The organism is Ruminococcus sp. MCC718, from assembly GCF_018783905.1.
In the GTDB taxonomy this organism is placed as follows: Bacteria; Bacillota; Clostridia; order Lachnospirales; family Lachnospiraceae; genus Hominisplanchenecus; species Hominisplanchenecus faecis.
The window spans coordinates 41,481-54,648 of record NZ_WQNP01000171.1; the positions used below are offsets into that span (position 1 = coordinate 41,481).

Consider the following 13,168-nt stretch of genomic DNA (forward strand, 5'->3'; position numbering starts at 1 on the left):
TCCTATCTGCTTTTATCACAAATTGTAATTGCGTTCTCCGAAGATACCTGTTCCGACTCGAACCATGGTAGCACCTTCCTCGATTGCAACCTCATAATCTCCGGTCATACCCATACTGAGATCACGCATATTAACATTATCTATGTTTTTGGCTGATATGTCAACTGATAATTCTCTTAATTTTGCAAAATATTTGCGATTATCCTCGGCGTTTTCTACAAAAGGTGCAATCGTCATCAGTCCTTCTACAGAAATATGCTCCATTTTGGCAATGTTTTCGATGAAATCTGCACATTCTTCTACACGAACACCAAACTTACTCTCTTCTGATGCAACATTTACTTCCACCAGAACCGGCATCACAATTCCTTTTTTCTCCGCTTCCTGGTCTATCGCCTCTGCCAGTCGGACAGAATCCACGGAATGAATCAGAGCTGCACGCCCTACCACATATTTTACTTTATTTCTCTGTAAATGACCGATCATATGCCATTTGATATCTTTTTCCATTTCTTCGTATTTGTCACGCAGCTCCTGCGGCTTGTTTTCTCCAAATCTGCGAATTCCTTCCGCATAGGCCTCTTCGATCATCGACACCGGTTTTGTTTTGCTGACGGCGATCAACTGTACCTCACTGCGGTCTCTTCCGCTTCTCTTACAAGCTTCACAGATACGTCTCTCTACTTCCTGCAAATTTTCTTTTATCATGTTTCTTATACCTCCACTATCTTTTTCTCTGTAAACAGGATCATAACAGCTGATCGTCGGAAACCGTATCCGCATCCAGTGCAATATGATCGTACTGTGCCAGTCCAAACGTATCGTCATCTGCCACAATACAGTATTCCTCGTTCTCTGCGATCACAGTCACTTCACGGAAAACAGCATAACCTTTGTTGATATTATAGACTCCCTGAAGGGATGCAGTCTCTTCGATTCGATACTTGTTGCTGGAATTCTTCCGAACGATATAATCGCCCTCTGAAAATTCATTGATATCCACATAGTAGTTATCATCCACTTTTTCGTAAACCGTTGTTGTTTTATATTTTTGTTCTGATTTTCCACTGTTTGTATAGGTTTCCACCAGAACTGTAACCTCATTGCTGTCATCGTTATTGGAAATCACATATTCCTGCGGAATAATATAGAAATTCCGCTGTTCGATTGCAGTTTTTGGTATTTTCAATCCACTCTTCTTATTTAAAAGTAATTCAATATCCAGAAAGCGATCCGATGCAAAACGCACAACAGAATGATCCATATCCAGCTTTGCAAAATAGGTATTCTTGTTCTGAACAACCGACACTGTAGCATCTGCCGTTGTACCATCTTTCAGAAAACGGATCGTAACAGAGCTCTGATCCGTCAGTTCGGAAACAATTTTATTGTCAATTGGCAGAATCAGAGACCAGTTATCCTCTGTCACCAGTTTATATAACGGATCTCCACTTTTGGCTGTTCCGTTCAGACGAAGATTTTCTTTGTGATATGCCTTCATAGAAAACATATCAGTTGTCACATCTTCCGCCTTTACATCTTCAAAGCCATCCACCGAATAAACCACAATACCAGGTCCATCCGTTCGACATACATTGAACAAACTGCCTTCGTCTGCATTTCCGTAAACATCTTCTGTATAGAGATCTAAAACGGCACTTTCTACATCCGCCTTCATATCATATGCTTTCTGAAAGTTCTGACCTGAAAAAGCAGACGCATATCCGGCAGCCGCAGCACACAGTTTTTTTGCATCTGCGGCAGATAGTGTTCCGCTTTCGGAAGTATCTGTAGTTTGCAATGCATCCTCTTTTTCATCTGTACTTTCAGTCGTTGTTTCTGTCTCAGCGGAACTTTCTGTTGTACTTTCAGACAATTCCGTACTTTCTGTGAGCGATGCTGACTCTGTAGTCTGTGATGATGCCGATGTCCGTTCTGTTCTTGTTGTTCCGTTTTCGTTGATAGAACAGATCACACCATTTTTACCGATTTCTGTTCCTTCTCTTGCATAGTAAGTAACAGCTCCGGATTCCGGTGCTTCTACAACTGTTTCTGATTTCAGTGCGAGTGCTGTATATTTATAATTTCCGGACAGACTGCCTTTTTTTACTTCATATGGTGCAATGTGCGTCGAAGTCAGATACATGACGATACAGACCATCATATAAACAAATACAATTCCAAACAGCAGTGTACCAATATTTATGCCAATATATTTTTTATACTTTACAATCTTCTTACTATTCTTTTTTGCAATCAACCAATACGCCTCCTTATTTTCATCTTAGCTGAGAAATTTTTGAACAGATATCATTCTACCACGTTCTTGTTTCAGAAACAATGGAATAAATATTTAATTTCAGGAAAAAATAGAGATAAACGATGAAAGGAGTTAAAATATATGAATGTAAAAGGACTGGACTATACTTGTCTTACACTTTCTATTATCGGAGCGATCAACTGGGGACTGATCGGCATTTTCCGCTTTGACCTGGTCGCTTTCCTCTTTGGAGACATGAGCTGGCTCTCCAGGATCATTTATACACTGGTCGGTCTGTCAGGATTGTATCTGATCAGTACTTACGGACGCATCTGCCAGGTTGATGATGCCAGATAAAGATTTTCAGTGTAAATATTTTACAGAACCCTTTCCTCTGAATTAGAAAGGCAGGACGGAAAACCGTCCTGCCTGCAAAGATTGCTTGCTGCATCCATAGAAAATCAAAGCTTTTCGCTTATAAAGATACAATGACTTTTGATTTTGCATTTTCTGGAAGATCATCTGCATCCAGAGAAATACTTAAAACAAAAGTTATATTATATTTCTCGCCCAGCTCATCCAGTTTATCGATGGTCTCTGTGATATCTGCATCTTCCAGTTTGGCAATTTTCAGAAAGCTGTCCAGATACATCTGCTCCAGATCGTGATCCTGTGAAATAATGCCACAGATAAATCCGATAAATCCATCACTGCTTGACAAACCAAATTCTGAAGTATCGATCAGACGAACTTTGTTGTTCAGCTCGTACATATGTTTAGAACTCTTATCGAGATAAACAATATTTCCGTGCACTTCTTTTACTTCTGCATTTACTTTGTCCAACAGATGTTTTGTTTTTCCTTTACCCTTTTTGCCTGCAATGATCTGTATCATTATAATCTCCTCCTTTAGTCCGGCGACCTAAATATTATATGTTGATTATAGTGTATATTTAGAAAAATTACAACCTTTAATTGTTAATTTTAGACAATAATTTATTCATTTCGGCATATAATGTTTCTTTATCACCTGCATTGAGGATAATTGAGACATGAGAATCCCCATATTTATCTTTTGCGAGCAGACAGAGGCAACTTCCGGCCTCATCCGTAGTACCTGTCTTACCGCCGATCACCTCTACATCCTGAGGCGGAGTTGCCTCTCCGATGTGATAATAGTTCGTTGACTGCCACATGATACCATACTTGTCATTATCGCGGATAAAGATACTATAGTATTCAGATGAACCGATAATTTCCTGAAAGGCATCATACTTTAATGCTTCCTGAAACATCAAATAAATATCATATGCCGTTGTATAATGATTTTCGTCATGAAGACCATGCGGATTTGCAAAATGTGTCCCGGTCGCTCCAAGAGATGCCGCCTCTTCGTTCATCATATTGACAAAATTGTCAACGGTACCGCCGACATAGACAGCTAAAGACATGGCAGCATCGTTTCCGGAATTCAAAAGCAGACCGTATAAAAGCTGCTCAACGGTAAGCTGATCTCCCGGCTCGATCATACAGACGGAGGATCCGCTTTCAATATCCTGACATTCCTCTCCAACTGTTACGGTTTCATCCAGGCTGCAGTTTTTCAAAGTCACAAGAGCCGTCATGACTTTTGTGATACTTGCCGGATACATCTTGTTAAAAATATTCTGTGCATAGTCTACTTCCCCGGATGCCAGATCAAAAGAACCAGCTGCTCCTGAGGTAAGATTTAAGGAAGAATCGTCTTCTGTTCCATCCGGTACACACAGATTTTCAGAAAAAGCAGCCGCTCTGTTGGCATTGAACTGAACTTTCTCTATCCCAAAAACCGCATTGCTTTTGTCGTAAAGATTGGAAAGGTGAATCTCTCTGTTTTTGATCACTGTTACTACGGAAACGGAGCCGAGAACAAGTGCTATCACGATAAGAAACGAAATGCCAACCTTCATCAGGCTGATCTTATGTTCTTTTTTCGGCGGCTGTACCGGTGTGCGACGATTGCGTTCCCGTCTTGTATTTTTTCCTGTTGATTCCATTATTTGTACATCTCCCGCCATTCAAGATCTCCTCGGTCGAGGGATTTTATCAGCAGTTCTGCTGTTGCCAGATTGGTGGCAAGTGGGATATTATGCATGTCACAGAGTCGAAAGATATTCTTCGTATCCGGCTCATGTGGTTTTGCTCCCATCGGGTTTCTCAGAAAAATCATAAGGTCAATCTGATTATTCTCAATCTGGGCTCCCATCTGGTGTTCTCCTCCCAGATGTCCGGCAAGAAATTTGTGGACGTTCAAATTGGTAACCTCCTCCACAAGCCTTCCTGTCGTTCCTGTTGCATATAATTCATTTTTACATAATATTCCTCTGTAGGCAATGCAGAAATTCTGCATCAGCTTCTTTTTGGAATCATGTGCAATAAGTCCTATATTCATAAATCAGACCTCCTTTGTATCTTCTCCATTTTAATATTTTCGTACCTGCAGTCCTATATTCAGAACCATGCCAATCCCAATGTAAAGACTGATCAGTGATGTCAGTCCGTAACTTACAAATGGCAGCGGCAGTCCGGTGTTCGGCATCAGGCCGGTCGCAACGCATATATTGATAAAACTCTGAAATGCAATCAAAGCCGCCATGCCGCAGCATATCAGCGTCCCGGAAACATCCCTTGCATTTTTCCCGACCATAATACACTCCAGTGCGATCAGAAATTCCAGTGCAACGATCAGACAGCAGCCTAAAAATCCAAGCTCTTCTCCTGCAACTGCAAAAATAAAGTCTGTCTGCGGTTCTGCGATAAAATTACCGTTCTTTACAGAATTGACATCACTGTTGTTCAGCCCTTTGCCATAAAGCTGGCCGGAACCAATTGCAATTTTAGAGTTTGTCTGCTGATAAGAAATGTCAGGATATTTTTCAGGCTGAAGCCACCCCATAATTCGATCGTGCTGATACCCCTTCAGAATCTTCTGATCCGGCTGTGTCACAAGCATCGCTCCGATGACTACAAGCGGTATGCATATCAGTATCATACCACCGATTATTTTAGAACTCAAGCCTGCAATAAAATATATTGTGCAGAAAATCAGAAGCACAACGATACTGGTAGACAAATCCGGCTGTTTATAAATAAGGAACCATGGGATCGCCACCAGTCCGACAGCTTTTAAAATAGTCTGAGGTTTATTGAGATCCTCTTCATGCTTCATGAAAAAACGAGTAAAAAAGATGATTACCACAATCTTCATGATATCAGATGGCTGAAAGCTAAAACCGCCAAAGTCAATCCAACGCTTTGCACCGTTTACCTCTGTTCCGAAGAAACGTACTGCGATCAGAAGCACCAGACCGCCAATATAGTAGATCCAGTAAAAATTGCTGATCCACAAATAATCCATCAAAGACACCATGATCATAAAAACAATTCCGACGCCCATACCGATCATCTGTTTCATCTGATAATTGCTATTCGCACTGCCGATCACCATGATACCGATTACTGACAGGATCAAAACCCAAAGAACCAGTCTGAATTTATAATCTTTCAATTTGTATTGTCTTAACATCTTTAACCCCTTGCCTTACTTCTCTTTTGATATCCATGCGGATACTGACATCCGCATTTTCAATATTCAGGTACTTTTCGATCACTTTTCTTATGTCACGTTTCAGATATTTTACCGTATCTTCCGGGCAGTCCAGGCGATCCATATAAAGAATGGAAGCCATCCTCTGTCTGGCAAGTACAGCAGATCTCTGTGGAAAACAGAAAAGAAATCGTTTCAATCTAACTTACTCCCTTCTTCCTCTTTTCAGCAGCTCGCCAAGATGTCTCCAGAATCCATCCCTCTGTTCAAAATCCATAAGTGGAACCGCTTCACCATATATCCGGCGACAAATATTGGAAAATGCCTGTCCGGCCAGACTTTCCGATGCAGCAAGTGCTTCGCCCTGATTAGTCGCGATCACTACGCTGTCATCATCCGGAATCGCCCCGAGAAGATTTACGGAAAGAATCTCGACAACATCTTCCACAGACATCATATCACCACGCTTTACCATGCCCATCCGCAGCCGGTTGATAATAAGATCAATGCGATCGATCTCATTTGCTTCCAGAAGACCTATGATCCTGTCTGCATCACGGATAGCGGAAACTTCCGGCGTAGTCACTACGATCGCCCTTTTTGCACCTGCGATCGCATTGAAAAATCCCTGCTCGATCCCAGCCGGACAGTCTAAAAGGATAAAATCAAACTTTTCCTGAAGATCATCCGTAAGCTTCTTCATTTGCTGCGGAGTCACCGCGGATTTATCTCTTGTCTGAGCAGCCGGCAGAAGAAACAGACTGGGATTGTTTTTATCCCGGATCAACGCCTGCTTCAGCCTGCAGTTTCCTTCGATCACATCAACCAGATTGTAAACAATCCGGTTTTCCAGTCCCATAACAACATCCAGATTGCGAAGGCCAATGTCTGTATCGATCAGAACGACTCGTCCGCCGAGCATAGACAGCCCTGCTCCGAGATTCGCAGTCACCGTTGTTTTTCCGACACCGCCTTTTCCGGAAGTTACCACAATAATCTCACTCATTACACATTCCTCCATAAATCTTTTCAAGTCGAACTTGTGATTGTCCCACAGCCTTTTCAACGAAAATGATTTGTTCCGGCGTTTTGGCCGTTTGTCCTGTGTACATTGTGAACTGCTTTGTGTCTTCACAGTTATTTTTAGATTTCTTCTGCTGACCCATAAACGGCATCCCATGTATCTTGGCTCATAGGTTCCACATGGATATGATTTTCTTTTATATAAGCAATTTTCGGTTCCGGCTTGTATTCTGTCTGATCCGAATATTTGGTGATTGCACTGCGTGCAGCTTTGTCGGCAATACGGATCTGAACCGGTTTCATCACAAAGGCGGCAATAAAACAGTTGCGATCCCCCGTCGCTCCCGCGTAAACGCTGCCGCGACAGGATCCGAGTATGACAATGTTGCTTTTTGACACAACTTTGGCACCAGAATGTACATCTCCAAGAATCACCACACTTGTCTCTGTTTCCAGGACTTCGCCATTTGAAAGAGTCCCTCGATAAAACAGGCCATCCACTTTTTCCTGCTCTTCCAGTGCCGCATTTAAAATCCTGCGGTAATGCTCCTGACTGACGGCGTCCTCATCCACCACACAGAGGATATGGATGCCGCAGTGATCTACGATCGTCTCGATCACCTGCCGTTCTTCTTCCCGGTTCAGTACTCTTCCACGGAATGTCACAGCCATTTTTGCATTTCTGAAAAAATTGGCAGATTCCTGAAATTTATCCGCAATGTCAAGAAGGAGTTCCTGAAACGGCATCTTGTCATCCAAGATAACGGTCAGGCCGTATTTATTACTCTTAATGATCACGGATTTACGGTTCATACGCTCGCCTCCCCCGACTGTTAGTCCGCAAAACTGTTACTTACATTTACATTTGCTGCAGTATTTGTAATAATATCGCTTTCATCTTTCAGTTTAAAGTAATAACTTACAATATCTTTTGCAACGGACGCCGCGTTCGTGGAAGAATAGCCGTTTGTAATACGCACTGCCATGGCAATTTCCGGTGTATCATACGGTGCATAGCCGATAAAGAGTGCATGGTTTGGTTTGTCCTGATTCTCCTGTGCAGTACCTGTCTTTCCGGCCATATTGAAAGAACTCTTTATGTCCGTAAATGCGGCGTTATTCTGATAAACTCCATTCATACCGGAATGGATCACATCCCAGAGATCTGACGAAAGATCCACAGTGCTGTGCACAACCGGCTCCGGCTCTTCCAGCGTATTATTATCGCTGTCTGTGATACGGTCAAGCAGAGTCAGATCATAACAGGTTCCATTGTTTGCGATCGTTGCCGCATAACGTGAAAGCTGACTGGTCGTAAAGGTATTGCCTGCCTGTCCCATTGCAGTTCTGGCACCATCCGCAGTGGAAACATGCGGTGCTGTCTCATCTATTTCAATGCCCGTATTGGCATCAAAACCATACATTGCAGCATACTTGGTAAGTGTGCTGATCGCCTGTGCGTCATTATAAGTGGAAGACTGTACGACATTTCCATCCGCATCGGTCTCCGGTGTAAGATTGGTAAAATCCGAGGTCTTTCCAAGCATATAACCGACTGTATTGAAATAAAAGTTACAGGATTCCGTGATCGCCTGTGACAAAGTCAGAGGACCATGAGATCCGCTCTTATATCTTTCTGAATAGATCCAGCAGTTTACATCCGGAGGGATCAGCTGGAACTTTCCGGTACAGTTGATCGTATCATAGGCACCTACAACACCTTCCATCACACCTGCAGTTGCCGCCACAATTTTAAACGTAGAACCAGGTGCTGTCACTTCCTGCGTTGCTTTATTATAGAACGGAGAAGATTTGTCGCTGTTCAGTTTATAGAAATAATCATCATCCATATTGTTTGCCAGACGATTGTTATCATAGCCCGGATATGTAACACATGCCAGAACATCGCCGTTGTCCGGATCGGTGATCACGGCTGAACCGGTACACGGCTCCAGTGCAAGCATTGCCGGTGTGATCTCAAGAGAATAAATCTTCGCCATGATAAAATCATAAGCCGAAACTGCTCCGTTTTCCAGAGCACTGTAATCTTCCTCATTCATCTTCAGAATACCCTGATCAAACAGTAGCAGACAGATATCCTTTCCGCTGATCTGATAATTCTGTATCATATATTTATATACCTGGCGGCTGAATGCATCACTCTTTGAAAGATAGTCCGTCACATAATCGGCAAGTGCACCTGTGATTTCACTGGTGTCAAGGTATGTAGTATCGCTGTTTACTTTTGTGATATCGATCCAGTTCTTGGAGATCGCATAACTTAAAAACTCATTCAGACTGACGGATCCGTCATTGCTCCATTTTGTCCACATCTCGTCATTGGTATCGATCTTGTCTTTATCAAGGACTTCTGTTCCTTCGATCAGAACATCGTCCACAATAAAGCTTTCATATACCTGCATCTCCTCGGAAAGATCCTGATATGCCGTTGCTGAAGAGGATGTCATCTGACCCCGTATTTCAGAGAAAATCTCTTCTTCCCGGCTCTGAAATTCACTGTAGATACGTTTTTCATTATCGCTTGCATCGTCAGAAGCCAGATGATCTGCATCCAGCACATTATTCTCAAAAAGGCTGTAATACACATCGTAGATCGGGATCAGGATGTCATCCTCTGATGAAATGCTGTCTTTATCAAATTTCTCGGCATCAAAAATCTTATTGTATACAATTCCGGCAATATACTGCTCCAGAATCTTATATACTGCGATCTGAAGATTGCGGTCAATGGTAAGATGGATATCATTTCCGGCCTGCGGTGCAACTTCAGAATCTTCTTTCAATACTTTTCCAAGGTTATCCACATAAACCGTTTTTGTTCCGTTCTGTCCGCGAAGCTCTTTTTCAAAATACTTCTCGAGTCCGGACTTTCCGACGATATCACTGCTGCTGTACTGACCGTTTCCGTTTTCACCATTAAGTTCTTCCAGTTCTTCTGCGGAAACCTGACCGGTATAACCGATCAGTGGTGCCATATAAAGACCGTCCTCATAAACCCGGATAGAATCTTCTTCCACATCCACGCCCGGATAGCGGTCTTTGTTTTCCATAATAACAGCAACCGTATCTTTAGAAATATCTTTTGCGATCGTAGTCGTCACATACTTCTGATAGCTGTTCTGTGCAACCGCACTTCGCAGTGCAGTCAGCTTTAACTGCTCTTCTTTTGTAAAACTGGATGGAAGGCCGTACTCCTGCAGCTCTTCTTCCGTGTAAACGGAAAGGTCGATTCCGTACCATTTTTTCGTAGAAAGTGTCTGCATCATCTCTTCTGCCGTACAGTTTCTCTCATCGGTTTTCAGATCTTCCGTATCTGCGTATCCGAAAATATCTGCCCGAAAACGCAGAAGATTAAAGCCTTCCCTTGTAAACTCATACTGGCCGTCACTTCCAATGTCGATCGCATAGTTGGTATAAACCTGGTCACCGCCATCTTCGATCACTTTCATGATCTGATACAGGCTGCCGTTCATCGCAAGATTTCTCTCTCTTGTCGTATCATAGCTGCCTACATCTTCATAGGTGACATTATATGCGAGCTTGTTGTATGCAACCGCATTTCCGTCGCGGTCATAAATATTGCCCCGCGTACTTTTCAGTGTTGTTTCTTTTTTGATCTGCATGGTAAAATCCGTCAGATACTTTTCACCGTTGATGATCTGCATGGTATACAGACGCTGGATCAGTATGCCTGCAAGCAATGCAAACAGGACAACCAGAACGATCAGCCTGGACTTTATCAGTTTGGACAGTGAATTTTTAACATAATTAAACAAAGCTACCTACACTCCTTTGTTCTGCCTTTTCAAGTTTATGGTTCAATGCCAGAAGCAGGCGGTATACAACCAGCGTGATCAGTGCAGTATAGATCACTTCCGGTATAATGATCCTTCTCAGATAGAAGAACAGGCTGATCCTTCCGCGAAAGAAAAACTGAAAAAGATAAACCACCAGATCATAGACCAGATCGCTGAATGCGATCAGAAGTACCGGCATCTTGATATCATCATCATAAAAAATGCGATAACAGAAACCGTTGAAGTATCCGACATAGGTGAAGAGGAGCATATGAAATCCCAGCACCGGTCCGTAAAAAATATCCATCAGGATACCAAAAAATGCACCCACAAACATCCCCTCGCGTTTTCCACGCATCAGTGCAAAAGAAACCGTCAGGATGATCGGAAGATTCGGGGAGACGGATGCAATGGCAAATGTCTGCATCAATGTCGTCTGCAGAACAAATGTCAGTAAGATCAAAATAATCATTATGACTCTGCGTTTCACTGTTCTCCTCCTGCCTGCTTACTGCTTTCTGTCTGTTTTCCGGTTTCTGTTTCCAGAATCATCTCTGTCTCACTCTGTGCCTGAGATTGGATATCTTTCTGTGCCTCATCGGTATTTTTCAGCTGTGTAATGACCAGCACTTCGTGCAGATGTCTGAAATCAACAACCGGTGTAATGCTTCCTGATTTTGTCAGGTTATTGGAATCCATCCCGATCTCGCTGACATAACCGATCAGAATCCCCGGAAGGAAGCGGTTACTGATTTCTGATGTCACCACTTTGTCACCGACTGTCACCTTATTATCCGCATCCGTCAGCTTCACAAGGCTAATCTTGCCTTCATCGATCAGTTTCAAATTACCGGCAATGATGCAGTTGTCGGAAGTGGAGCTGATCTCGGCACTGACGTTGCTGTAATCGTCTATGATTGAACGAACAGTCGCCCAGTTTGATCCTACCGAAGTTACAATCCCGACAAGACCTCCGTCTGCAATGACATTCATATCTTCCTGAATCCCGTCTTTCGACCCTTTGTTGATCGTAAATACATTGAACCAGTTTCCGGAATCTTTTGCGATAATGCGTGCGGCGATCGTCGGATAGTTGCTGTATTCATCTTTCAGATCCAGCAGATCTTTTAATCTTTCATACTCATCCTGATTCTGCAGCAGATTACTGTTTTCTGCGGTCAGCTCGTCCACTTTTTTCTGCAGTCCGGCATTTTCACTTCGCAGATCTGTTGTATGGAACAGGTATTCTCCCTTGTCCGAGATCCATGTGCCGATTGCGTTCATTCCACTCTGGATCGGCGTGATCACTCCTGTGACATAATGAAGTGGCCCGGATACTGCATCTGTCGTAAAAGACAGAATGATCAAAACGACACATACCGCTGTCAGAATTGTGAGTACCAGTTTGCTTTTTCCTGAATCATTCATCTTTTTTTTCATTGCATTTCCTCTTTTATATCAGATTGCCGACATAATCCTTCAAAGAAAATGTCAGCTTTTTCAGTTCTTTGTCATTCATAATCTCCACAAGACCATTCATCGTGTTATAGACAGGATCTGGAACATTATAAACCGGAAATGTTACCTTTTCCTGTATATAGCTGGCAATATTCGGTGTCAGTGACACACCTCCCGCCAGATAAATACCATTCTGCTGTATATTTTCAAGCAGCTGAGGCGGTGTCCTCTGCAGTGTCATCTTCACGGCATCGGCAATCGCATCGGCCGTATCGGTTATCGCCTTGCTGATATCTTCGGACGGTATCCTGGCAGAACTTGGGACTCCGCTGATCGTGTGGATACCGTAAACTTCGCTGCTCTTTGCTTCCCCGTTCATAAGATACCCCATAGCAACACGGAGCTTCTCTGCCGTCTTTTTGCCGATTGCAAGATTATGCTCGCGGCGTACCATCGTGATGACGGCCTGATCCATCGCATTTCCGCCATACGGATACTGTCTTCCGATGATCACTTTTCCATCTGAGATCACAGAAATCCCGGTTGTGGAAGCTCCGATGTTGACCACCATACTTCCCGTCTGGGCAAGAACCGGCATACCGATGCCGACCGCATCTGCAACTCCTTTTTCCACAAGAGCGATCCTTCTTACTTTCAGTCCGGTCAGTACTTTATAAAAAGCACGCATCTCAATCTCCGACAGCTCCATCGGAACCGTCACCAGAATATCCGGCCTTTTTGTAAAAACACTCGAAAAACGCTTTAATAACCGTGCCAGAATAAAGCCGAGATTCCCGCCGTCTGCGATCGCTCCGTCAACCATCGGACTGTCCGCTGTTACGCAGAGGGGCGTCTTTTCGTACATTTCGTATGCACGCTGGCCGACTGCGATCACATAGGTTTTATCCCGCACCGCGATCATATTTTTTTCACAGACCACTTTTTTGTTTTTTTTATCGGCGATCTTTATCGTGTCACTTCCAAGATCGATCCCGCATTTTTTTCGAAACAACATGTACTCAA

General features: G+C 43.2%; 15 protein-coding genes. 1 reads left to right on the forward strand and 14 read right to left on the reverse strand.

Annotation, left to right across the window (positions count from 1 at the left end; all coding sequences use genetic code 11):
• Positions 1–15: 15 nt before the first annotated feature.
• A complete protein-coding gene (locus GPK60_RS13940; RefSeq protein ID WP_022119769.1) occupies positions 16–708 on the reverse strand; it encodes a YggS family pyridoxal phosphate-dependent enzyme in 693 nt (230 codons plus the stop codon).
• Between the two features lie 40 nt (positions 709–748).
• A complete protein-coding gene (locus tag GPK60_RS13945; RefSeq protein ID WP_022119770.1) occupies positions 749–2,260 on the reverse strand; it encodes an HlyD family efflux transporter periplasmic adaptor subunit in 1,512 nt (503 codons plus the stop codon).
• A 141-nt stretch (positions 2,261–2,401) separates the two neighbouring features.
• Here GPK60_RS13945 and GPK60_RS13950 point away from each other — a divergent pair, with 141 nt between their 5' ends.
• Complete coding sequence (locus tag GPK60_RS13950; RefSeq protein ID WP_022119771.1) at positions 2,402–2,617, forward strand: DUF378 domain-containing protein; 216 nt, start codon at positions 2,402–2,404, stop codon at positions 2,615–2,617.
• Positions 2,618–2,735: 118 nt separating this feature from the next.
• On the opposite strand, the gene GPK60_RS13955 is transcribed toward GPK60_RS13950, so the two are convergent.
• The 12 genes from GPK60_RS13955 to GPK60_RS14010 form a co-directional block, all read right to left on the reverse strand.
• Entirely contained in the window at positions 2,736–3,155 is a 420-nt protein-coding gene (locus tag GPK60_RS13955; RefSeq protein ID WP_022119772.1) for a hypothetical protein, read from the reverse strand.
• Between the two features lie 76 nt (positions 3,156–3,231).
• Positions 3,232–4,296 (reverse strand): serine hydrolase, encoded by a 1,065-nt coding sequence (locus tag GPK60_RS13960; RefSeq protein WP_252191416.1) that lies wholly within the window; start codon positions 4,294–4,296, stop codon positions 3,232–3,234.
• The gene (gene mgsA, locus GPK60_RS13965; RefSeq protein ID WP_022119774.1) at positions 4,296–4,691 is read right to left on the reverse strand and encodes a methylglyoxal synthase; all 396 of its coding nucleotides are present in this window, start codon (positions 4,689–4,691) and stop codon (positions 4,296–4,298) included. Before mgsA ends, GPK60_RS13960 begins: the two co-directional genes overlap by 1 nt.
• Before the next feature lie 30 nt (positions 4,692–4,721).
• Positions 4,722–5,825, reverse strand: coding sequence for an FtsW/RodA/SpoVE family cell cycle protein (locus tag GPK60_RS13970; RefSeq protein WP_173865611.1), 1,104 nt, complete (start codon positions 5,823–5,825; stop codon positions 4,722–4,724).
• Positions 5,794–6,045 carry a cell division topological specificity factor MinE gene (locus tag GPK60_RS13975; RefSeq protein WP_022119776.1) on the reverse strand — a complete coding sequence of 84 codons (252 nt, stop codon included), beginning with the start codon at positions 6,043–6,045 and terminating at the stop codon, positions 5,794–5,796. The genes GPK60_RS13970 and GPK60_RS13975 overlap by 32 nt, the downstream gene beginning before the upstream one ends.
• A 6-nt stretch (positions 6,046–6,051) precedes the next feature.
• On the reverse strand, positions 6,052–6,852 hold the full coding sequence (minD, locus tag GPK60_RS13980; protein WP_022119777.1) for a septum site-determining protein MinD: 801 nt from the start codon (positions 6,850–6,852) through the stop codon (positions 6,052–6,054).
• Positions 6,845–7,012, reverse strand: coding sequence for a hypothetical protein (locus GPK60_RS13985; RefSeq protein WP_215660783.1), 168 nt, complete (start codon positions 7,010–7,012; stop codon positions 6,845–6,847). The genes minD and GPK60_RS13985 overlap by 8 nt, the downstream gene beginning before the upstream one ends.
• A complete protein-coding gene (locus GPK60_RS13990; RefSeq protein WP_215660785.1) occupies positions 6,990–7,682 on the reverse strand; it encodes a septum site-determining protein MinC in 693 nt (230 codons plus the stop codon). The genes GPK60_RS13985 and GPK60_RS13990 overlap by 23 nt, the downstream gene beginning before the upstream one ends.
• Positions 7,683–7,702: 20 nt before the next feature.
• Entirely contained in the window at positions 7,703–10,666 is a 2,964-nt protein-coding gene (locus GPK60_RS13995; RefSeq protein ID WP_173865609.1) for a penicillin-binding transpeptidase domain-containing protein, read from the reverse strand.
• Positions 10,659–11,177 carry a rod shape-determining protein MreD gene (gene mreD / locus GPK60_RS14000; protein ID WP_147631481.1) on the reverse strand — a complete coding sequence of 173 codons (519 nt, stop codon included), beginning with the start codon at positions 11,175–11,177 and terminating at the stop codon, positions 10,659–10,661. Before mreD ends, GPK60_RS13995 begins: the two co-directional genes overlap by 8 nt.
• Entirely contained in the window at positions 11,174–12,127 is a 954-nt protein-coding gene (mreC, locus tag GPK60_RS14005) for a rod shape-determining protein MreC (protein ID WP_022119782.1), read from the reverse strand. Before mreC ends, mreD begins: the two co-directional genes overlap by 4 nt.
• A gap of 13 nt (positions 12,128–12,140) precedes the next feature.
• Complete coding sequence (locus tag GPK60_RS14010; protein ID WP_147631479.1) at positions 12,141–13,160, reverse strand: rod shape-determining protein; 1,020 nt, start codon at positions 13,158–13,160, stop codon at positions 12,141–12,143.
• Positions 13,161–13,168 lie beyond the last annotated feature (8 nt).